Origin of the sequence: Microvirga terrae, from assembly GCF_013307435.2 — a bacterium.
In the GTDB taxonomy this organism is placed as follows: Bacteria; Pseudomonadota; Alphaproteobacteria; order Rhizobiales; family Beijerinckiaceae; genus Microvirga; species Microvirga terrae.
This window is the reverse complement of sequence record NZ_CP102845.1, coordinates 1,791,955-1,811,985: the sequence shown is the minus strand read 5'-3', so window position 1 is coordinate 1,811,985 and position 20,031 is coordinate 1,791,955. Positions and strand designations below refer to the sequence as shown.

The 20,031-nt window shown below is 65.3% G+C and carries 20 protein-coding genes; 12 read left to right on the top strand and 8 right to left on the bottom strand.

The features are described from left to right. Window positions 1–571: 571 nt before the first annotated feature. The 3 genes from HPT29_RS08475 (at window position 572) to HPT29_RS08465 (ending at window position 2,611) form a co-directional block, all read left to right on the top strand. A complete protein-coding gene (locus HPT29_RS08475; protein WP_173949524.1) occupies window positions 572–829 on the top strand; it encodes a CBU_0592 family membrane protein in 258 nt (85 codons plus the stop codon). 107 nt (window positions 830–936) lie between these two features. After that, window positions 937–1,887, top strand: coding sequence for a DMT family transporter (locus tag HPT29_RS08470; protein WP_349774717.1), 951 nt, complete (start codon window positions 937–939; stop codon window positions 1,885–1,887). A 106-nt stretch (window positions 1,888–1,993) separates the two neighbouring features. Continuing rightward, entirely contained in the window at window positions 1,994–2,611 is a 618-nt protein-coding gene (locus HPT29_RS08465; protein WP_173949526.1) for a helix-turn-helix domain-containing protein, read from the top strand. Window positions 2,612–2,799: 188 nt separating this feature from the next. On the opposite strand, the gene HPT29_RS08460 is transcribed toward HPT29_RS08465, so the two are convergent. The 6 genes from HPT29_RS08460 to uraH all read right to left on the bottom strand — a co-directional run bounded on the left by HPT29_RS08460 (window position 2,800) and on the right by uraH (window position 7,090). Further along, complete coding sequence (locus HPT29_RS08460) at window positions 2,800–3,747, bottom strand: cytochrome c (protein WP_173949527.1); 948 nt, start codon at window positions 3,745–3,747, stop codon at window positions 2,800–2,802. 58 nt (window positions 3,748–3,805) lie between these two features. Next, window positions 3,806–4,243 (bottom strand): c-type cytochrome, encoded by a 438-nt coding sequence (locus HPT29_RS08455; RefSeq protein WP_173949528.1) that lies wholly within the window; start codon window positions 4,241–4,243, stop codon window positions 3,806–3,808. A gap of 136 nt (window positions 4,244–4,379) precedes the next feature. Further along, window positions 4,380–4,697, bottom strand: coding sequence for a rhodanese-like domain-containing protein (locus HPT29_RS08450; RefSeq protein ID WP_173949529.1), 318 nt, complete (start codon window positions 4,695–4,697; stop codon window positions 4,380–4,382). A gap of 69 nt (window positions 4,698–4,766) precedes the next feature. After that, window positions 4,767–5,213 carry a peptidoglycan-binding protein LysM gene (lysM, locus tag HPT29_RS08445; protein ID WP_173949530.1) on the bottom strand — a complete coding sequence of 149 codons (447 nt, stop codon included), beginning with the start codon at window positions 5,211–5,213 and terminating at the stop codon, window positions 4,767–4,769. 78 nt (window positions 5,214–5,291) lie between these two features. Further along, window positions 5,292–6,734 carry an allantoinase PuuE gene (gene puuE / locus HPT29_RS08440; RefSeq protein WP_173949531.1) on the bottom strand — a complete coding sequence of 481 codons (1,443 nt, stop codon included), beginning with the start codon at window positions 6,732–6,734 and terminating at the stop codon, window positions 5,292–5,294. A 2-nt stretch (window positions 6,735–6,736) separates the two neighbouring features. Beyond that, the gene (uraH, locus tag HPT29_RS08435) at window positions 6,737–7,090 is read right to left on the bottom strand and encodes a hydroxyisourate hydrolase (RefSeq protein WP_173949532.1); all 354 of its coding nucleotides are present in this window, start codon (window positions 7,088–7,090) and stop codon (window positions 6,737–6,739) included. A gap of 202 nt (window positions 7,091–7,292) precedes the next feature. Between uraH and HPT29_RS08430 the strand changes: the two genes are divergently transcribed. The 7 genes from HPT29_RS08430 to ligD all read left to right on the top strand — a co-directional run bounded on the left by HPT29_RS08430 (window position 7,293) and on the right by ligD (window position 16,309). Continuing rightward, on the top strand, window positions 7,293–8,519 hold the full coding sequence (locus HPT29_RS08430) for a urate hydroxylase PuuD (protein WP_173949533.1): 1,227 nt from the start codon (window positions 7,293–7,295) through the stop codon (window positions 8,517–8,519). 42 nt (window positions 8,520–8,561) lie between these two features. After that, window positions 8,562–8,996 carry a GlcG/HbpS family heme-binding protein gene (locus tag HPT29_RS08425; protein WP_173949534.1) on the top strand — a complete coding sequence of 145 codons (435 nt, stop codon included), beginning with the start codon at window positions 8,562–8,564 and terminating at the stop codon, window positions 8,994–8,996. Between the two features lie 171 nt (window positions 8,997–9,167). Further along, entirely contained in the window at window positions 9,168–10,754 is a 1,587-nt protein-coding gene (locus HPT29_RS08420; protein WP_173949535.1) for a peptide ABC transporter substrate-binding protein, read from the top strand. Between the two features lie 85 nt (window positions 10,755–10,839). Then, on the top strand, window positions 10,840–11,760 hold the full coding sequence (gene oppB / locus HPT29_RS08415) for an oligopeptide ABC transporter permease OppB (RefSeq protein WP_173949536.1): 921 nt from the start codon (window positions 10,840–10,842) through the stop codon (window positions 11,758–11,760). 8 nt (window positions 11,761–11,768) lie between these two features. Continuing rightward, window positions 11,769–12,911, top strand: a complete 1,143-nt coding sequence (locus HPT29_RS08410) for an ABC transporter permease subunit (RefSeq protein ID WP_210272353.1) — start codon at window positions 11,769–11,771, stop codon at window positions 12,909–12,911. Between the two features lies 1 nt (window position 12,912). After that, complete coding sequence (locus tag HPT29_RS08405; protein WP_173949537.1) at window positions 12,913–14,547, top strand: ABC transporter ATP-binding protein; 1,635 nt, start codon at window positions 12,913–12,915, stop codon at window positions 14,545–14,547. Between the two features lie 184 nt (window positions 14,548–14,731). Continuing rightward, window positions 14,732–16,309 carry a non-homologous end-joining DNA ligase gene (gene ligD, locus HPT29_RS08400; RefSeq protein WP_173949538.1) on the top strand — a complete coding sequence of 526 codons (1,578 nt, stop codon included), beginning with the start codon at window positions 14,732–14,734 and terminating at the stop codon, window positions 16,307–16,309. A gap of 2 nt (window positions 16,310–16,311) precedes the next feature. Here ligD and HPT29_RS08395 read toward each other — a convergent pair whose 3' ends face one another. Further along, the gene (locus HPT29_RS08395) at window positions 16,312–16,947 is read right to left on the bottom strand and encodes a glutathione S-transferase family protein (RefSeq protein WP_173949539.1); all 636 of its coding nucleotides are present in this window, start codon (window positions 16,945–16,947) and stop codon (window positions 16,312–16,314) included. 139 nt (window positions 16,948–17,086) lie between these two features. Between HPT29_RS08395 and HPT29_RS08390 the strand changes: the two genes are divergently transcribed. Beyond that, window positions 17,087–17,911, top strand: a complete 825-nt coding sequence (locus HPT29_RS08390; protein WP_173949540.1) for a polyphosphate kinase 2 family protein — start codon at window positions 17,087–17,089, stop codon at window positions 17,909–17,911. 74 nt (window positions 17,912–17,985) lie between these two features. Here HPT29_RS08390 and HPT29_RS08385 read toward each other — a convergent pair whose 3' ends face one another. Beyond that, a complete protein-coding gene (locus tag HPT29_RS08385) occupies window positions 17,986–19,038 on the bottom strand; it encodes a YdcF family protein (protein WP_173949541.1) in 1,053 nt (350 codons plus the stop codon). A 138-nt stretch (window positions 19,039–19,176) separates the two neighbouring features. On the opposite strand from HPT29_RS08385, the gene HPT29_RS08380 reads away from it, so the two are divergent. Then, the gene (locus HPT29_RS08380) at window positions 19,177–20,013 is read left to right on the top strand and encodes a universal stress protein (RefSeq protein ID WP_173949542.1); all 837 of its coding nucleotides are present in this window, start codon (window positions 19,177–19,179) and stop codon (window positions 20,011–20,013) included. Window positions 20,014–20,031: the final 18 nt, after the last annotated feature.

Sequence of the window (20,031 nt, the reverse complement as noted above, 5' to 3'; positions counted from 1 at the left end):
GCCCGGCTCGATGGAGATGGTTTGATGGAAGAGCCGGACGGCACCTCGCGCACGGTACTTTTAGGCGTTTAGACTTGGCAGCCCGAAGCACCAAGGGCCTCCCGCCAGCCGGCTTGCGAGGCCAACTGCGGGACCGTGCCGGTTCCCGTCACTGCGACGCCTCGCGAGCGCGCCCCTCGAAGGAACCGATCTGTCCAACGATATAGCTTAGCTTGCGCCCGCTGTCAAGAACAAAATAAGAACATGATCTCACCGTCTCGAACTCACCCCCACGTCATCACCGGCCCTGGGCCGGTGATCCCGATCGGAAAGGCACGGCGCTCTTCCAATCGGGATGGCCGGGACAGGCCCGGCCATGACGTCGAGGGTGTCAGGACGGAGGGAGGGTGGCCATGACGTGGTGGGTGGAATGACGGGCGGAGGGTGGCGAGGACGGGCGGAGAACGGACGGGCCTGCCAGGACAGGAATCACACCCCGGCCCCGTCCCGGCCCGCCTCGGGCGAAAAGTCCGATTCACAGGCGGGCCGGTTTGCCGTAGAGCCTTATCGTCGGATCGGGCGGAGATCGTGGATGAATGGACCTGACATCGTCGGGCTGGTTGGCGTTGCAGCCTACCTGTCGGCCTACGGGTTGCTGCAACTCGGCGCCCTGAGGGTCGAGGACAACCGCTATGCGCTTCTCAATGCCCTGGGAGCGCTGCTGATCCTCTACTCCCTGCTGTTCGACTTCAATCTGGCGTCCTTCGTAACCCAGACGGCATGGCTGATCCTCACGGCGATCGGCTTCGCGAGGTCTCACATCAAGCGCTCTCGGGCCGTCCAGTCCTGAACCCTTGCCCTCAACCCATGCGTCGGGCGCAGGGGTTTGCGCGCCGATTGGGGGTTCACGGGGAGGCCCGTCCGTGATTGGCTGCACTCTTCCAAGCGACGCCAGCCGTGAAAACCCCTTCTCCCGTGAAACCTCTCCTGGGGATCTCCCTCAAAGTCACCTCCGCCGTCGTCTTCACGATGATGTCGGCGACCCTCAAGACGCTCGCCGCGCGCTATCCTGTCGGGGAGATCGTCTTCTTCCGCTCGGCCTTCGCCCTGCTCCCGCTGATGTTGTGGCTGGGTTGGCAGGGAGACCTCATCAACGCGGTGCGGACGAGGAACGTGGTCGGTCACTTCAAGCGCGGGTTCATCGGCACGGGCGCCATGTATCTCGGCTTCGCCGCCCTTTCCTACCTGCCGCTGCATGACGCCATCGCGATCGGCTACGCGTCTCCCCTCATCGCGGTGATCCTGGCGGCGCTCCTCCTGAAGGAGACGGTGCGGGCCTATCGATGGACGGCGGTCGGCATCGGGTTCGTCGGCGTGCTGATCATGCTGTCGCCCTATCTGAAGGTCGGGACCTTCGGCGGGGATCTGAACGCCGGCCCCACGCTCGGCGCGATGCTGGCCTTCACGGGCGCTTTCTGCTCGGCCGGCGCCATGATCCAGGTCCGGCGCCTGACCGAGACCGAGAAGACCGGCGCCATCGTGTTCTACTTCTTCATCATGGCGTCCGGGCTGTCGCTCTGCACCCTGGCGCTGGGCTGGCGCATGCCGGATTCCACGGACCTCGCCCTGTTCGTCCTCATCGGCATCCTGGGCGGCGTCGGCCAGATCCTGGTCACGCAATCCTACCGATATGCGGACACCTCGGTGATCGCGCCGTTCGAGTACACCACCATGATCTGGGCGCTCCTGTTCGGCTGGTTCATGTTCGGGGATCTGCCCACCCTGACCGTGCTGGTCGGCGCCGCCATCGTGGCCGCCACGGGCCTCTTCATCGTCTGGCGCGAGCACCGGCTCGGGCTCCTGCGAACCAGGGCCCTGCAGGTCGCTCCCCAGAGGCCCGGGGTCTGAACCTCAAAAGGTTGGGCCATGCGCCCCCGGCGCTTGACCCGTTCCGCCGATTCCCTCACAACCGTTTTGAGGAACGAACGTTCTCTATTTCGGAACAGAGGCAGTCATGGGCGTCGAGGGCAAAGAGCGGAGCCGGGACCTGGAGACGGGCGCACAGGTTCTGTCCGGCAACATGGGCAAGACGATCCAGCGCCTGCGCAAGGCCTACAACCTGTCCCTGTCGGAACTCGCCGAGCAATCCGGCGTGGCGAAGTCGATCATCAGTCAGATCGAGCGCAACGAGACCAACCCGACGCTCGCCACCATCTGGCGGCTGAGCCAGGCCCTCGACGTGTCGATCGAGCGGGTTCTCGCCTCCGGGGACGAGGAGCCCTTCATCGAGAAGTCCTCCAAGGCCGACACCCCGATCCTCGTGTCCGAGGACGGCAAGATGCGCCTGGCCATCATCGGCTGGCTCAAGACCATCGAGTGGCTGCAATGGTACGACGTGCAGTCCGAGCCCGGCGGCGTGCTCGATTCCGACAGCCACCAGCGCGGCTCGGTGGAATGCCTGTCGGTCCTGGAGGGCGAGTTCGAGGTCGAGGTCGGGGGCGCGATCCAGCAGGCGAAGGCCGGCGAAAGCCTGCGCTATCGTTGCGACCGTCCCCATTCGGTGCGCTGCATCGGCGACGCGCCGGGCCGGGCCACCATGGTGTGCATCCTGAAGGCCGCCGTGATGGATTGAGGCTCTCGGGCTGCGAAGTTAGCCGAACATGAGAACCTCCCTCGTCATGGCCGGGCTTGTCCCGGCCATTCCGACCGGAAGGCCGCAGCGCCTCAGGAAATCGGGATCACCGGCACAAGGCCGGTGATGACGTGGAGGGTGCGGTGAGGCGATGCCTGAGTCGTTCGAGCGCCAACGCGCAATCCCCATTACTCCGGCTTCTTGAAACCCTGCCTCGGCGGCAGCGACAGCAGGTATTCGGCCATGGCCCGCCGGTCCCCGTCGGGGAGCCGGGCCGTGTTGGCCACCACGGCGCCCATCGGCCCGCCGACCGTATCGAAATTCGGCGTCTCGCCGGTGGTCAGCAGGGTCGTGAGGTCGTCCGGCGTCCAGCCGCCGATGCCGGTCGGATGCGGGGTGATGTTGGGAACGATGCCCCGTCCCTCGGGATCGGGACCGCCGGCGAAGCGCCTTTCCTCGATGATGGCTCCCGCCATGTTGCGTTGGCTGTGGCACTCGGCGCAGTGGCCCGGCCCGTTCACCAGATAGGCGCCCCGGTTCAGGCTCTCGGACTTGCCAGGATCCGGCCGGAAGGCCTGCCCGTCCAGGAAGGCGAGCTTCCACAGACCGAGACCGCGGCGAATGTTGTAGGGGAATGGCAGCTCGTGACCGGGAGCGCGCCCTTCGACCGGCTGAAGCGTCATGATGAACGCGAAGAGATCGCCGAGATCCTCGGGGCTCATGCGCTGATAGCTCGTATAGGGAAAGGCCGGATAGTAGTGGCGGCCGTCGGGCGAGATGCCCTCCCGCATGGCACGGACGAAGTCCGCCGTGGTCCAGGAGCCGATGCCGTCCTGCTTATGGGGCGAGATGTTGGGAACGTGGAAGGTGCCGAAGGGCGACTTCAGGGCATAGCCGCCGCCGAGCCGCAGCTTGTCGTCCTGGTTGGGGACCGCGTGGCAGGAGGTGCAACCTCCCGCGAAGAACAGGGTGCGGCCGCTATCGAGATTCGGCTGGCGGGCCGGCCCCGACGCCGCTTCGGGAGAGACCTGACCGTTCCCGCGGATGAGGGCGTAGGCCGCCGGAGAGGTCAGGCCCCAGAAGCCCGCCGCCCCGAGCAGGACCAGAACCAGAAGAGCCACGATCGCCTTGCGCATTCCGTTCTCCAAACGAAACGGGCGGCCGACGGCCGCCCATTCTGAAGCCTCTCAGGCGCTACGAGCTCTTCTTGCGGAACTCGTTGTGGCAGGTGCCACAGTTCTGCAGAACCTTCGGCATCTCCGCCTTGAAGGAGGCCTCGTCCTTGATCGACGCCAGGGCGGTCTGGGCATCCTGGCTCATCTTGGTGCCGTAGGACTCGAACTTGGCCTTGTTCTCCCAGACGGACGGCAGCGCTTCGGACTTGGGCGCGTCCTTCGAGTTCTCGGGGAACAGGGCCACGAACTTCTTCGGGTTCTCCGCGAGCACCTTCAGGCTGGCCTGAACTTTGGCGAGATCGAAAGGCTCCTGGCCGCGCATCATGCCGCCGATGGGCCGGGTCTGGGCGGCCATTTCCTTCATGAGACCCTGGCGCTGCTCGACCACGTCGCTTTGCGCAATGGCGGCCGTCACTCCGAGCGCCAGAAGGCTGGCGACGAAAATAGTAGACTTCATATGTTCCTTCCCCTCATGGGCGCGATCGACGGTGTCCGGACGAACCATCGTCAGCGGGCCGGCATTAGCGCACATCTCGTCAAGCTTGAGCACTCTACCTTAGAACACATCTATGTGAGGTGCGTATCAAGGGAGCCTATTCCACAGGCTCGCCGGAGGCCGCCCAGTCCTTGAACCCGCCCCGGTAGTGCTCGCGGATGTCGCGGCCGGCGGCCTGGGCGAATTCGATCGCCCTCACGGACCGGACTCCGGCCGCGCACGAGAACACGATTCGCTTGCCCTCTGGCAGCGCGGACGGATCGAAGGACGAGAGCGGATGAGAGACCGCGCCGGGAATGTGGCCGGCGGCGAATTCGTGCGGCTCGCGCACGTCGACGAGCACGAACGAGCCCTCCTGCAGGCCCTGCTTGACGGCCTCGCGGTCGAGATCGATGACTTTGGGCGCTTCACTCATGACAAATCCTCCCTGCGGCGGGTCACACTCATACCGGCACCGCAGGGAGGAGCGCAATCGGGCCGACCGTCAGGCGAGCGGCGGAATCCGCAGCACCCAGCCTGGCTGGATCATGTCCGGATCCTTGACCGGCGGGGAGTTCGCCTTGACGATCTCGGTGTATTTCGCGCCCTTGCCCTTGCCGTAATGCTTCTCGGCGATCTCCCAGAGGGTGTCGCCCTTCTGGACCGTGTACATGGTCGAGACCGCGGCGGGCTGCTGCACCTGAAGCTCGCTCGTGTCGACCTCGGCCACCCCGTAGGTGTTGCCGAGGGACAGGATGATCTTCTCGGCCTCTTCCTGATTGGTGGCCTGGCCCGAGAGCTTCACCTTGTCGCCTTCGACCTGGATGCCGAGCTTGGTCGCGTCGAACCCATGGCCCTGGACCTCCTGCTGCAGCTTCTCCGGCGTGGCCGCGGCCGCGCTGCCGCCGAAGATCTTGGCCCCGGCCTCCTTGATGAACTTGAACAGACCCATGTCGTCCTCCATTGGCTCCTGCCCGGCTCATGATGGCCAAGCTGGGAGGAAGACGCGCGGTGATCTCAACGGTTCCGGTCAGGCCAAGGTCGAGAACACGTCGGCGAGCGACGGCAGGCGATCCTTGAGCCGGAGCAGGCCGATCAGCTCGATCTGCGCGATGGCGGTGTCGAACTCGACATCGGTCTCGTGATCGAGCCGCTCCTCGAAGGCGGCGAGGATCTCGTCCTTCGAGCGTCCCTTCACGGCCATGATGAAGGGGAAGCCGAATTTCTGCCGGTAGGCGTCGTTCAGCGCCAGGAAGCGATCGCGCTCCGCCGCGGTCAGGCTGTCGAGGCCGGCGGAGGATTGTTCACTGCGGGAATCAGCCGTGAGGTCGGCGAGCTTCAGGCGCCCGGCGAGGTCCGGATGGGCGTTGATCAGCGCCTGCTTCTGCTCGTGCGTCGCCGCCGAGAGGACCAGCACCATGGCGGCATGAAGGCCTTCCGCGGTGTCCTGCCCGGTGGTCAGTCCGGCATCGTAGGCGCGCTCGGCGATCCAGGGCGAATGCTCGAAGATGTCGCCGAAGAGCTCGACGAACACCACCCGGCTCATGCGGCTGGGCTTCACGTCCGCCGGGCGGTGATTCCGGATCCAGTGGCGCGCGATGTCGACGCGCCGCGCCACCCAGACCTTCTCGTGGGACGCCACGTAGTCCAGGAAGCGGGCGAGCGCCGCGGCCCGGCCCGGACGGCCCACGAGCCGGCAATGGAGGCCCACCGACATCATCTTCGGCGCGGTTTCGCCTTCCGCATAGAGCGTGTCGAAGCTGTCCTTCAGATAGGCGAAGAACTGGTCGCCCGCGTTGAAGCCCTGCGGGGTGGCGAAGCGCATGTCGTTGGCGTCGAGCGTATAGGGCACGATCAGCTGGGACCGGTCGCCGTGCTGCTCCCAGTAGGGCAGCTCGTCCGCGTAGGAATCGGCGCTGTAGAGGAACCCGCCCTCCTCGGCCACCAGACGGTTGGTGTGCTCCGAGGTGCGGCCCGTGTACCAGCCGAGGGGGCGCTCGCCCGTCACCTCGGTGTGGATGCGGATCGCCTCCTTGAGGTGCGCCCGCTCCTCCTCGGCCGAGAAGTCCCGGTAGTCGATCCATTTCAGCCCGTGGCTGGCGATCTCCCAGTTCGCGTCCTTCATGGCGGCGACCGCCTCGGGGTTGCGCATGAGCGCCGTCGCGACCCCATAGACGGTCACTTGAAGGCCGCGTTCGGTGAACATGCGCCACAGGCGCCAGAAGCCCGCGCGGGAGCCGTATTCGTAGATCGACTCCATGCTCATGTGCCGCTGGCCGAGCCAGGGTTGAGCGCCCACGATCTCCGACAGGAACGCCTCGGAGGCGCGGTCGCCGTGCAGGATGCTGTTCTCTCCGCCCTCCTCGTAGTTGATCACGAACTGGACGCAGATCCGGGCTCCGTTGGGCCAGCCGGGATGGGGCGGGTTTCGGCCGTAGCCGACGAGGTCGCGCGGATAGGAGGTGTCAGGCAAGGTCAGCTTCCTCGATAGGTGGAATAGCTCCAGGGCGAGACGAGCAACGGGACGTGATAATGCCCGTCGGGCTCCGCAATGGTGAAGCGGATCGGCACGACGTCCAGGAACGGCGGATCGGCCGTGGCGGTGCCCAGGGCTTTGAAATACGCCCCGATGGCGAAAACGATCTCATAGGTCCCGGTGCGAAATGCCTCGCCGATCAGCAACGGCGCATCCGTGCGCCCATCCGCATTGGTGGTCGTGCGAACGACCGAGCGGCGTTGAGCCCCTTCGAGGGCGAAGAGCTCGATGGCGACGCCCCTGGCGGGCTTGCCGTTGGCGGTATCCAGAACGTGTGTGGACAGGCGTCCCATGAAACCTCGCGACAGGTCTGGTGTCCTTCGGGGTGTGGACTCTTTCGACGCCATGGTCCGCCGTCAAGCGCATCCATAAGTCTAGTTGCACAAGTCTTGGGCTTCCGCGACAGGGATCCTGTTGAAAAACCGGCCGAATGGGCCTTCCGCCGAGGGAGGCCGGGCCCTAGGCTGTGACGTCCTTCTCTGACCAAGTGGCTGCATGATCGACCCGCAAATCTCCGAATGGATCAGCCAGCTCATCCGCTGGGTCCATGTGATCACGGCCATCGCCTGGATCGGCTCGTCCTTCTATTTCATCCATCTGGACCTCAGCCTCAAGAAGCGCGATGGGCTGCCTGAGGGCGTCGGCGGCGAGGCATGGCAGGTCCATGGCGGCGGGTTCTACAACATGCGCAAATATCTCGTTGCGCCGCCCGAACTGCCCAGGGAGCTGACCTGGTTCAAATGGGAGAGCTATTCCACCTGGATCAGCGGCTTCTTCCTCATCGTGTGGGTGTATTATCTGCACGCGGATCTCTACACCATCGACCCGGCCATTCGCGCCCTCGAGGCCTGGCAGGCGCCGGCCATCGGGATCGGCGGCATCGCCCTGAGCTGGTTCGTCTACGAGGGGCTCTGCCGCTCGCCCCTCGGCAAGAACGGCGTCGTCCTGGGCGTCGCGCTCTTCGCCTACATCCTGGCGGCGGCCTTCGCCTTCACGCAGGTGTTCAACGGCCGCGCCGCGTTTCTCCACACGGGCGCGATGATCGCCACCTGGATGTCCGCGAGCGTCTTCTTCATCATCATCCCGAACCAGAAGAAGGTGGTGGCGACCCTGCTCGCCGGCGGCACGCCCGACCCGAAGCTCGGCAAGGAAGCCAAGCTGCGTTCGACGCACAACAACTATCTGACGCTGCCCGTCATCTTCCTGATGCTGTCGAACCACTACCCGCTCGCCTGGTCGTCGCGCTACGCGGTCGCCATCATCGGGCTGATCGTGATCGCCGGAGCGGTCATCCGGCATTACTTCAACTCGCAGCATGCGGGCAAGGGCTCGCCGTGGTGGACCTGGGCGGTGGCGGCTCTCTGCGTCTGGGCGGCGATCTGGCTGTCGATCATCGGCAAGCCCGGGAACGCCAACCTGGCGGCCGCTCCCGCGGATGCGACACCCGCGACCGTCACGGCCGCCTTCGACGAGGCTGTGCTCACGATCCAGTCGCGCTGCTCCATGTGCCACGCGGCCGAGCCGGTCTGGGACGGGATCAGGATCGCCCCGAAGGGCGTGCGTCTCGATACGCCGGAGGAGATCGCCCGGCATGCGGAGATCATCCGGGTCCAGAGCGTGCTGACCCACGCCATGCCGCCCAACAACGTGACCGAGATGACCCTGGACGAGCGGAAGGCCGTGGCAGCCTGGCTCGCCGCCAGGGACACCGCCACGCGCTGAAGCACAATCCTGTAACGACAACGACAACCCATGGAGGATCCCGTGACCGAACTCACGCTCGAGACGGCCCAGAAAATCGCCACCGAAACCCTCAAGACCGCGCGGGAAAAATCCTTCAAGCCGCTGTCCGTTGTCGTCTACGACGCCCGCGGCGCCCTCAAGGCCCTCCTGTCCGAGGACGGCACGAGCCTCAAGCGGGCCGAGATCGCCATGGGCAAGGCCTATGGCGCCCTGGCCCTGGGGGTGGGCTCGCGCGCCCTCCACAAGATGGCGACCGACCGCCCCTATTTCGTCGCCTCGGCCACCCATGCGGTCGGCGGGCAGCTCGTGCCCGTTCCGGGCGGCGTCCTGATCAAGGACGGACAGGGGCAAACCCTGGGTTCGGTGGGGGTCTCCGGCGACACCTCGGACAACGACGAGATCGCCGCAGCGGGCGGGATCAAGGCTGCCGGACTGGTGTTCGACACCGGCGCCTGAGCCTCTTACCAAACGTCAAGTTATTGATATGTCTGGTTTTTATAGGCGTTTTGGGATAGTACTGGACATAAACAGTTGATTGATCAACAAATAGGGCAAGGTTACTGCCCTAAAGGCTCTGACCGAGACAATCCAGAACCCTGAAATAAAATCAGAAAGGGAACGCGTCCGATGTCATCATGGATCAAACGCACGGCTCTTGCCGCCGTCGCCACGGCCGCCCTCATGGGCGCCGCGTCGGCTGAAGTCGTCTACAACCGCGCCAATTCGGGCGAGCCGGAAACGCTCGACACCCACAAGACCTCGACCGTCCAGGAATCCCACATCCTGCGCGACATGCTCGAGGGCCTCGTGACCTACAGCGCCAAGGGCGAAGCCATCCCCGGCCAAGCCGAGAAGTGGGAAGTCACCGACGACGGCAAGACCTATCGCTTTACGCTCCGCAACGGCCTGAAGTGGTCGAACGGCGATCCGGTGACAGCAGAGGATTTCGTCTATTCTTACCGCCGCATCATGGATCCGGCGACCGGCGCGAAATACGCCAACATCCTCTATCCCATCAAGAATGCCGAGAAGATCAACAAGGGCCAGGGCAAGCCCGAGGAACTGGGCGTGAAGGCGGTCGACGCCAAGACCGTCGAGATCACCCTCGAGTCGCCGACCCCCTATTTCATCGAGCTTTTGACCCACCAGACCAGCCTGCCCGTGCACAAGGGCTCGGTCGAGAAGTTCGGCAAGGACTTCGTGAAGCCGGGCAACATGGTGACGAACGGCGCCTACAAGCTGGTCGAGTTCGTGCCGAACTCCCACATCAAGCTCGCCAAGAACGAGAACTACTACGGCGCCAAGGACGTCCAGATCGATACGGTCAACTACTTCCCGACGCCGGACTTCGCCGCCATGGTGCGCCGTTATGAGGCCGGCGAGCTCGACACGACGGACGACGTTCCCGCCGACCAGATGAAGTCGCTCAAGGAGCGCTTCAAGGATCAGGTCCGCCTCGGCCCGTATCTCGGCACCTGGTACATGGTGGTGAACTCCTCCAAGGCTCCGTTCAACGACGTGAAGGTGCGTCAGGCTCTCTCCATGCTGGTCGACCGCGAGTTCATCGCCGAGCAGATCTGGGGCCAGACCATGCAGCCGGGCTACTCGTTCATGCCTCCGGGCGTGGGCAATTACGGCGAGCCGGCCTACATGAGCTACAAGGACCAGTCCCCGATCGACCGCGAGGACGCCGCCAAGAAGCTCCTCACGGAAGCTGGCTTCGGCCCCGGCAAGCCGCTGAAGGTCGAGATCCGTTACAACACCACGGACAACAACCGGAACACGGTCATTGCCATCTCCGAGCAGTGGAAGCAGGCCGGCATCGAGACCTCCTTCATCAACACGGACGGCAAGACCCACTTTGCCCACCTGCGTGACGGCGGCGACTTCGACATCGCCCGCTACGGCTGGATCGCCGACTACTCGGATCCGAACAACTTCCTGTTCCTGCTCAAGAGCGACAACAAGGGCTTCAACTACGGCAAGTACAACAATCCGGAGTTCGACAAGCTGCTCGACAACGCCGCCAAGGAACTGGATCTGAAGAAGCGTGCCGACATGCTCAAGCAGGCCGAGGCGATCCTCATGAAGGACATGCCCTGGATCCCGATCATGTACTACGGCAAGAGCAACCTGATCTCGCCGAAGATCAAGGGCTTCGTGCAGAACACCCGGGGCGTCTATCCGACGCGGTTCCTGTCGAAGACGCAGTAAAAATAAATCCGATAAGGGGGGCGGTCTGCTCGTCAGGCCGCCCTATTCTTTTATTGTTATGCTGTAGCAGCAGGAGGAGCTTCCCGTGCTCTCCTTCATCTTTCGCCGCTTCTTGTCGGCCATCCCTACCCTTTTCATCATCGTCACCATCTCGTTCTTCCTGATCCGGCTCGCCCCCGGCGGGCCGTTCGATCTGGAGCGGCCTCTGGAGGCCAAGGTGATGGAGAACCTCAACCGGATCTATCAGCTCGACAAGCCGCTCTTCGAGCAGTACCTGCTCTACCTCGGCGCGGTGGTGCGGGGCGATTTCGGCCCCTCGTTCATCCTGCGCGATTTCTCCGTGGGTGAGCTTTTCGCGCGCGGCCTGCCCATCTCGATGACCCTGGGCGCGCTCGCCCTTTCCTTCGCGGTCATCGTCGGCGGCACCCTCGGGTCCATCGCGGCTCTGCGCCAGAACAGCACCGTCGACTATCTGGTCACCGGCATGGGCGCACTCGGCCTCACCATCCCGAACTTCGTGGTGGCGCCGATCCTTCAGATCGTGTTCGGCCTGGCGCTCGCGTGGCTTCCGGTGGCCGGCTGGGCCAACGGCAACATCCGCAACCTCGTCCTGCCGGTCCTCGTGCTGTCTCTGCCGCAGATCGCGGTCGTCGCGCGCATGACCCGCGCGGCCATGATCGAGAACCTGCGTTCCAATCACATCCGCACCTTGCGGTCGCTGGGCCTGCCCACCCGGGTGATCGTGGCTCACGCCCTGCGCGGAGCCGCCCTGCCCGTGGTGTCCTATCTCGGCCCCGCCGCAGCCGCTCTGCTCACCGGCTCCGTGGTGGTCGAGACCATCTTCGGGCTGCCGGGGATCGGACGCTACTTCGTCGAAGGCGCGCTCAACCGCGACTACACCCTCGTCATGGGCACGGTCGTCGTCGTGGCCGTGTTCGTTCTGCTCTTCAATCTCGTGGTCGATATCCTCTACGCCCTTATCGATCCGCGCATTCGCTACGAGTGAGATCTCCCATGGCCGAAGGCGCCGTTCTTCCCGTCGAGACCATGACGGGCCCCATCACTGGACGCTCCCTCTGGGCCGAGGCCCGGGGGCGTCTCATCCGCAACCGCGCGGCGCTCACCAGCATCATCGTGCTGAGCCTGATCGCGCTCGCCTGCATCTTCGGGCCGTTCTTCACGGGCCATCCCTTCGACCGGGTCTATCCGGATTACGTGAAGGTGCCGGCGAGCCTGGAGGCCTATCCCAAGGCCGACCAGATCGAGCCGAACATCGAGCGCATCGGCGCCCGTGTTCGCGCCAGGGCCGAGAACATCACCATCGACAACGATGTTGTCCACATGACGCTCGTGAGCTCCAGCAGCCGGCCGATCGACGAGCGGCTTCTCGCCTATTTCGAACGCTCGGACCTGTTCGGGCCGGCGCGCGTCGTCGAGAAGCAGCAGGAGGGCCAGCGTCTCGTCGTCGACGTGCCGCTGAAGCGCCAGTACTTCTTCTTCGGCACCGACACCAACGGGCGCGACCTTCTCACCCGCACCATGAAGGCGGGTCAGGTCTCGCTCGCCATCGGCCTGCTCGCCACCTTCGTGGCGATCCTGATCGGGGTGATCTACGGCGCCACGTCGGGCTACCTCGGCGGGCGCGTTGACCTCGTGATGATGCGCGTCGTCGACATCCTCTACTCGCTGCCTTTCATCTTCTTCGTGATCATGCTGGTCGTGTTCTTCGGCCGCAACTTCGTGCTGATGTTCATCGCGGTCGGCGCCGTCGAGTGGCTCGACATGGCCCGCATCGTCCGCGGGCAGACGCTGTCCATCAAACGGCAGGAATACGTCCAGGCTGCCGAGGCCCTGGGCGTCGAGACGAAGGGCATCATCCGCCGCCACGTGATCCCCAACACGCTGGGGCCCGTGGTCGTCTACATGACGTTGCTCGTCCCGAAGGTCATCCTGCTGGAGAGCTTCCTGTCCTTCCTCGGCCTCGGCGTCCAGGAGCCGAACACCAGCCTGGGCGTTCTGATCTCGGAAGGCGCCAAGAACATCCAGGGCGCCACCTGGATGCTCATCTATCCCTCCGTCACGCTCGTCGCGATCCTCTTCTGCCTGAACTTCATCGGCGACGGCCTGCGCGATGCTCTCGACCCGAAGGATCGCTGACATGGTTGAACCCGTTCTTTCCGTCCGCAACCTTCACGTCCGTTTCCGCACCGGCGACGGCATCCTCCATGCGGTGAAGGGTATCGACCTCGACATCAACCCGGGCGAGACCGTCGCCATCGTGGGCGAATCCGGCTCGGGCAAGAGCCAGACCATGATGTCCGTGATGGGGCTGCTCGCCTCGAACGGCTGGGCCGAAGGCTCGGTGAAGTATCGCGGAGACGAGTTGGTGGGCCTCTCCCCCGACAGGCTCAACGCCTATCGGGGTTCCAAGCTCACCATGATCTTCCAGGAGCCGATGACCTCCCTCGATCCGCTCTACCGGATCGGCGATCAGCTGAGCCTCCCGCTCACCACCCATGGGGGTCTGAGCAAGGCGCAGGCCCGCAAGCGCGCCATCGAGCTCCTGGAGCTCGTGCGCATTCCGGACCCGGCCCGGCGCATCGACGCCTACCCGCACGAGATGTCCGGCGGCCAGCGCCAGCGCGTGATGATCGCCATGGCGCTCGCCAACAACCCGGACGTGCTGATCGCCGACGAGCCGACCACCGCCCTCGACGTGACCGTGCAGGCCCGCATCCTGGAACTCCTGGCGGATCTGCAGAAGCGGCTCGGCATGTCGATCGTGTTCATCACCCACGATCTCGGCGTGGTGCGCCGCTTCGCCGACCGCACCTACGTGATGAAGCGCGGCGAGGTGGTGGAGAGCGGCGATACCGAGGCGATCTTCGCCGCCCCCAAGCACCCCTATACGCAGATGCTCATCGACGCCGAGCCGACCGGCCGCAAGGAGCCGGTCGCGTCCACGGCGCCGCTGGTGCTCGATGCGCGCAACATCGGGGTTCAGTTCACGCTGGAGAAGAGCTTCTTCGGCAAGGCCACTCACGTCCTCAAGGCCGTCGACGACGTGAGCCTGCGGGTGCGCGCCGGCGAGACGGTGGGCGTGGTGGGCGAATCCGGCTCGGGCAAGTCGACCCTCGGCCGCGCCATCCTGCGCCTGCAGCCGGCCTCCGGCCTCGTGCGCTTCGAGGACCGGAACCTCATGCCCCTCGACCGGGGCGGCATGAGGCCCCTTCGGCGCCATCTGCAGCTTGTCTTCCAGGATCCGTTCGGCTCCCTCTCGCCACGCATGACGGCGGGGGAGATCGTGACCGAGGGCCTCCTCGTCCACGAGCCCAGCATCTCCCGCAAGGAGCGCGACCGACGGGCCGCCCAGGCGTTCGAGGAGGTGCAGCTCGACCCGGCCTGGCGCAACCGATTCCCGCACGAGTTCTCCGGCGGGCAGCGCCAGCGCATCGCCATCGCGCGCGCCATGATCCTGCACCCGAAGCTCGTGGTGCTCGACGAGCCGACCTCCGCGCTCGACCGCTCGGTCCAGAAGGAGATCGTCGATCTGCTGCGCAATCTGCAGAAGGCCCACGGCCTCGCCTACATCTTCATCAGCCACGACCTCGCGGTCGTGCGCGCGCTCTCGGACGAGATCATGGTGATGAAGAGCGGCAAGGTGGTGGAGCGCGGCACCGCGGAGGAGATCTTCGACAGGCCGCACGAGGACTATACCCGCGACCTGATCGCGGCGGCCTTCCTGACGGAGCGCGACAAGGCCGAAGCGGCTGCCCGTCCCCTGGCCTCCTGAGAGGCGAGCCTTTGTCTCCGCACGGGATCACCGGCCTTGTGCCGGTGATCCCGATTGCCTGAAACGCGGCGCTTTTCCAATCGGGATGGCCGGGACAAGCCCGGCCATGACGGGCAGGGTGTCACCTCGCGTGGACCACTGAAAGCGGGAACCAGATCGCCGGGCGCGGATTTGACTCCGCGCCATGGCAAAGCTCGCAGCCTATCGCGCCAAGCGCGACTTCACTAAGACCTCCGAGCCGGCGGGCAAGGCCTCCCGGCGCCGGGGGGCGTCCTTCGTCGTCCAGAAGCACGACGCCTCCCGTCTGCACTACGATTTCCGCCTGGAGCTCGACGGCGTCCTGAAGAGCTGGGCTGTGGCCAAGGGACCGAGCCTGGTCACGGGCGAGAAGCGCCTTGCGGTCCATGTGGAGGATCACCCGCTCGATTACGGCGACTTCGAGGGCACCATCCCGGAGGGCCAGTACGGCGGCGGCACCGTCCTGCTGTGGGATCGCGGGACCTGGGAGCCGGACGGCGATCCGCACGAGGGCTACGACAAGGGCCGCCTCACCTTCCGCCTCGAGGGAGAGAAGCTGCACGGGACGTGGCACCTCGTCCGCATGGCCAAACGCCCACGCGAACGACAGGAATCCTGGCTGCTGATCAAAGCCGAGGACGCCTATGCACGGACCGAGGATGATCCGGATGTCCTCGACGAGAAGCCGCTGTCGGTGAAATCGGGCCGCTCGCTGGAGCAGATCGCGCCCGACCGCCCGGCCAAGCGTTCCACGACGAGAAAAGCACCGGCGACAAAGGCGGTATCGCCGAATGCTGAAAAGACCACGAAGCGAGCCTCTGCGAAAGCCAAGCCATCCGACCGTTCGATCGAAGTGGCGGGCGTGACCCTCACCCATCCCGACCGCGTGTTGTGGGAAGACCAGGGAGTGACGAAGCAGGAACTGGCGGCCTTCTATGCCGGCATCTCCGATTGGCTGCTGCCGCATCTGGTCGACCGACCGCTGACGCTCATCCGCTGCCCGGGAGGGGCGGAGAAGAAGTGCTTCATCCAGCGTCACTCCTGGGTCGGCATGAGTCCCTTCATTCATTCGGACACGGTGGAGGACGGGACGACCAAGCAGGAGATTCTGACGGTCCGCGACATCCGGGGCGTCGTGGCTCTCGTGCAATCGGGCGTGCTGGAGATGCACGTGTGGGGCGCGACCCTGGCCGATCTGGAACGGCCCGACCGCCTCGTCTTCGATTTCGATCCCGGTGAAGGCGTGGACTGGCCCGCGGTGATCGCGGGAGCGCGCGCCGTCCGCGAGCGCCTGAAGGCGCTGGGGCTCGAAAGCTTCGTCAAGACGACCGGCGGCAAGGGCCTTCACGTGGTCGTGCCGCTCAAGCCGCGGGCGCCGTGGAAGGATGCTCTCGCGTTCACGCGGGACATCGCCGAAGCCATGGCGGCCGACGAGCCGGACCGCTACACGACCACGTCCGCCAAGCAGGAGCGCGAGGGACGCATCTTCATCGATTACCTGCGCAACAATCGCGAGGCCTCGGCGGTCGCGCCCTACTCCACCCGCTCGCGGCCCGGCGCTCCGGTCGCCACGCCGGTGACCTGGGAGGAGCTGTCGTCGGATCTCAAGCCCAACGGGTTCACGGTCGAAAACCTGAGCAATCGTCTCAAAGCGCTCAAGCGGGATCCCTGGGCCGACATGGGCAAGGCCGATCAGGTGCTGCCGGAGCGCGCACGGTCGAAGCGCGCGCCGCGGAAGAAGTAGCGTCAGAAAATCGGAGCCCTGAGCCCCTCCGCCTCGAGCGCTTTCTGAACGGCAGGTCGGGCCAGCACGCGCTCGGCCAGCGCGTTCAGGTTCGGGATGCTGCGCGGCGGACGCGGCATGCCGCGTCCCCAGCGGACCAGCATGAACAGGAAGAGGTCGGCGGCGGAAAAGCGTTCGCCGAGAAGCCACGTCTTGTCTCCGAGCTGCGCGGAAATCACGTCGAACATGCGGTCCAGGCGCTCGCGCGCCGCGTCCTTGACGGTCGGCGCGGCGGCCTCGTCGGTCACGTGCTCGTGCGGATAGAACCAGGCGCGAAACTCCGTCTGCGGCGTGTTCGTGAGGTGGATGATCCACTTGTAGAACTCGGACCGCTCCGCGGTTCCGAGCGCGGGAGCAAGGCCCGATTCGGGAAACCTGTCGGCGAGATGCAGCACGATGGCGGCAGTCTCGAACAGCACAAGGTCGCCATCGATGAGAACCGGGATGCGCCCGCTCGGGTTGAGCTTGAGATAATCCGGGCTCTTCTGGGCGTCCTGCCCGCGATCCACGAGGCGCAGCTCGAACTCGGCGCCGATTTCCCGGAGCATCATGTGCGGCAGCAGGCTGGCATTGCCGGGATAGTAGTAGAGTGAAAGCATCGTGGCAGCCCCTTCCAATTTGACTGGCAGGTCTCTGGTACGTCCTGCCGCAAAGCCCGTAAAGAGCGCGCCGGCCGCGATCCCAACCTTCCTTTCACGCGGTTCCGCCCTATCGTCCTCAACACGTGGAGGATCGGGGATGGCGGATCAGGAACAGGACTTGCGGAAGACGCTTCGGGTCGAGCCCGGCGAGAAGGCCCGGCTGAAGGACCGCGACCCGCGGGACAAGACGATCTTCGAGGACAGCGACGAGACGAAGGCCGCGACGGCTGCTCTCGCGAAGGACATCGACATCCTACAGGACCGACTCTATGCGGAGGGCTCCCGCGCCCTGCTCGTCATCCTTCAAGGCACGGACACGTCGGGCAAGGACGGCACGATCCGCGGCGTGTTCAACGCGACCGGGCCCCTGGGCGTCTCGGTCCATGCCTTCGGTCCGCCCTCGCGGCTCGAACTGGAGCACGACTTTCTCTGGCGTGTGCATGGCGCCTGCCCGCGGCGTGGCACCATCGGGATCTTCAACCGCTCCCATTACGAGGACGTGCTCGTCGGCAAGGTGCGCAAGCTGGCGCCGGAGGATGTGATCGAACAGCGCTACGAGCAGATCAACGCGTTCGAGAAGATGCTCGCGGAGAATGGCACGACCATCCTCAAGTTCATGCTTCACATCTCGAAGGATGAGCAGAAGGAACGCTTGCAGGAGCGGCTCGACGACCCGACGAAGCACTGGAAGTTCAACCCGGGCGACCTGGAGGACCGGGAGCACTGGGACGACTACCAGGAGGCCTACGAGATCATGCTCAACCGCTGCTCGACCCCGTGGGCGCCCTGGCACATCATCCCGGCCGACCGCAAATGGGTCCGCAACGCGGCCATCGCGACCATCGTCAAGGCAACCCTTGAAGAAATGGATCCGCAATACCCGGAAGTCTCCTGGAAGCCGGGCGACTTCAAGGTTTTCTAGAGTATCGGACCCAAAAGTGGAATCCACTCTTGGGATTTGATCCGATGCTCCACTCGTCGAAGGGCACCTCGGCTCTACTGCTGGATGCCCGGATAGGCCCACAGGCCCGAAACGCGCATGAGATCGCGGTAGATCACCATGCGCTCATCCTTCGAGACCTTGGCCGCCTCCTCGAGGGACGGCGCATCGAGAGCGACGACAGGCAGGATCGGCGCGTCGATGCCGTATTGCCGGAAGGCGTCCTCCAGAAGCGTGCGGGCCCGGCGCATGTGGCTGGAACTCGTCACCAGGATGACCGCGTCGGCCGTGTGGCGCTTCAGGAGATTGGCGACGTTGAGCACGTTGCCGACCGTGTCCTTGGACTTGTCCTCGATCAGGATGCGGTCCCGGTCGACGCCCCTTTCCACCAGCCACTTGGTCATGACGTCGCCCTCGGTGACGCCCGCCTGAGGCTGGCCGCCGGTGACCATGATCCGGGCCGTGGGATTCGCGTTCGCGGCCTTCAGGGCCACGTCGAGACGGTCGAGGAGCGGCTTCTCCGCCGTGCCGTCCTTGGCCAGCGCATAGCCGAGGGCCACGATCATCACGCGGCCCGAAATCGTCGGCACGTCCATGTTAGGGCGCTCGGCCATGATGGCCTCCGCGCGGGCGAAGCGCTGGCGGTAGGCGTCCGATCGCGCCCGATCGAGTGCCGCCAGCGCCTGATCCGTCAGGGCGGCCTCGTCGGCCTTGCCCTCGATGCGGGCGAGCGCCGCGAGCCAGGCCTGGGCCTCGAAGGAGGCCGGATCCTTGGCCAGGATGTCCTCATAGGTCGCGCGGGCGCCGGCCAGGTTCTTCTGCAGGATCTGGGACGACGCGACGGCGAATCGGAAATCGAGGCGCTCCGGCGCCAGGGTGGAGGCCTCCGCGAAGGCCTTCTCCACCACGTCGTAGCGGCCGTGCAGGGTGATGCCCTTGAAGACCTCCGCCTCGGCCTTCTTCACGTCCCCGCCCGACCAGTAATATTGCATCCCTGTATCCACGAGCGTCTTGATGCGGCCCGTGTTGCCCGGGTCGAACGCGAGCGCTGCGAACGAGGTGGAGAACGTGAGGAGAGCGGCTGCCGCGAGGGGCGCGATCTTACGCATGGAAGGCTCCTTGATTGTGCCGGGCCATTCAAGCTGGATCCGACGATGATCGGATGTCAAACCGATTTCCATCCACAGCCCGTGCTGAACTTTCGGATGGTCTTGCCGAGGCTGGGTTTAAGCGCGACAATAATCCTTATGAAGAGCATTCTCGTTCCGATCGAAGACCACGGCATCGTCGAGCCGCAGCTGCAGGCGGCCCTGCATCTCGGCCGCCTGTTCGACAGCTATATCGAGGGGATCGCCATCACCCCCGATTACCCGGTCGTCCTGCCGGTGGACATCGCCATCGGCGTGCCCTCCCCGATCACGCCGGAGAACCGCCTGGAAATGGCCCGCGCCTGCCGCGAGCGGTTCGAGGCTTTCATGACGACGCAGCAGATCGCGCGCGCCTCCGCGGGCCTGCCGGGCCTGAGCTCGGGTTGGCGGCAGGACGGCCTGATGGAGGACGCCTTCCTGGGCGCCTATGGCCGCGTGTTCGATCTCGTCGTGGTGGGCCGGCCGGACGGCTCGAACGGCCAGACCCGCCTGTCCACCGTGGAGGCGGCCCTGTTCGAGACGGGCCGCCCCGTTCTCATCGCGCCTCCCAACCCGCCCAGGACCTTCGCAGAGACCGCCGTGATTGCCTGGAACCGGAGCACGGAAACCGCCCGCGCCGTGCTGGGATCGATGCCCCTGCTCAAGAAGGCCCGGCGCATCGTCGTGCTCGAACTCGAGGATTGGGGCGTTCCCGGCCCGTCGGGATCGGAGCTCGCCCGGCATCTGAGGATGCACGATCTGCCCGCGGAAGCCGTCACGGCGGCGGATCCTTCGAACAGGCCCGGCGAGACCATCCTGTCCGAAGCCGGCGCTCTGGGCTGCGACCTGCTCGTGAAGGGCGCCTATACCCAGAGCCGTCTGAGGCAGATGTTCTTCGGCGGCGCCACCAGCCATATCCTGAGCAACACGACGATTCCCGTCCTGATGGCTCACTGACAGGAAATGCCATTCGCC

Coding starts and splice junctions, on each gene's coding strand:
- HPT29_RS08475 (WP_173949524.1), top strand. CDS start 572: ATGAATGGACCTGACATCGTCGGGCTGGTTGGCGTTGCAGCCTACCTG.
- HPT29_RS08465 (WP_173949526.1), top strand. CDS start 1,994: ATGGGCGTCGAGGGCAAAGAGCGGAGCCGGGACCTGGAGACGGGCGCA.
- HPT29_RS08460 (WP_173949527.1), bottom strand. CDS start 3,747: ATGCGCAAGGCGATCGTGGCTCTTCTGGTTCTGGTCCTGCTCGGGGCG.
- HPT29_RS08455 (WP_173949528.1), bottom strand. CDS start 4,243: ATGAAGTCTACTATTTTCGTCGCCAGCCTTCTGGCGCTCGGAGTGACG.
- HPT29_RS08450 (WP_173949529.1), bottom strand. CDS start 4,697: ATGAGTGAAGCGCCCAAAGTCATCGATCTCGACCGCGAGGCCGTCAAG.
- lysM (WP_173949530.1), bottom strand. CDS start 5,213: ATGGGTCTGTTCAAGTTCATCAAGGAGGCCGGGGCCAAGATCTTCGGC.
- uraH (WP_173949532.1), bottom strand. CDS start 7,090: ATGGGACGCCTGTCCACACACGTTCTGGATACCGCCAACGGCAAGCCC.
- HPT29_RS08430 (WP_173949533.1), top strand. CDS start 7,293: ATGATCGACCCGCAAATCTCCGAATGGATCAGCCAGCTCATCCGCTGG.
- HPT29_RS08420 (WP_173949535.1), top strand. CDS start 9,168: ATGTCATCATGGATCAAACGCACGGCTCTTGCCGCCGTCGCCACGGCC.
- HPT29_RS08410 (WP_210272353.1), top strand. CDS start 11,769: ATGGCCGAAGGCGCCGTTCTTCCCGTCGAGACCATGACGGGCCCCATC.
- HPT29_RS08405 (WP_173949537.1), top strand. CDS start 12,913: ATGGTTGAACCCGTTCTTTCCGTCCGCAACCTTCACGTCCGTTTCCGC.
- ligD (WP_173949538.1), top strand. CDS start 14,732: ATGGCAAAGCTCGCAGCCTATCGCGCCAAGCGCGACTTCACTAAGACC.
- HPT29_RS08395 (WP_173949539.1), bottom strand. CDS start 16,947: ATGCTTTCACTCTACTACTATCCCGGCAATGCCAGCCTGCTGCCGCAC.
- HPT29_RS08390 (WP_173949540.1), top strand. CDS start 17,087: ATGGCGGATCAGGAACAGGACTTGCGGAAGACGCTTCGGGTCGAGCCC.
- HPT29_RS08385 (WP_173949541.1), bottom strand. CDS start 19,038: ATGCGTAAGATCGCGCCCCTCGCGGCAGCCGCTCTCCTCACGTTCTCC.
- HPT29_RS08380 (WP_173949542.1), top strand. CDS start 19,177: ATGAAGAGCATTCTCGTTCCGATCGAAGACCACGGCATCGTCGAGCCG.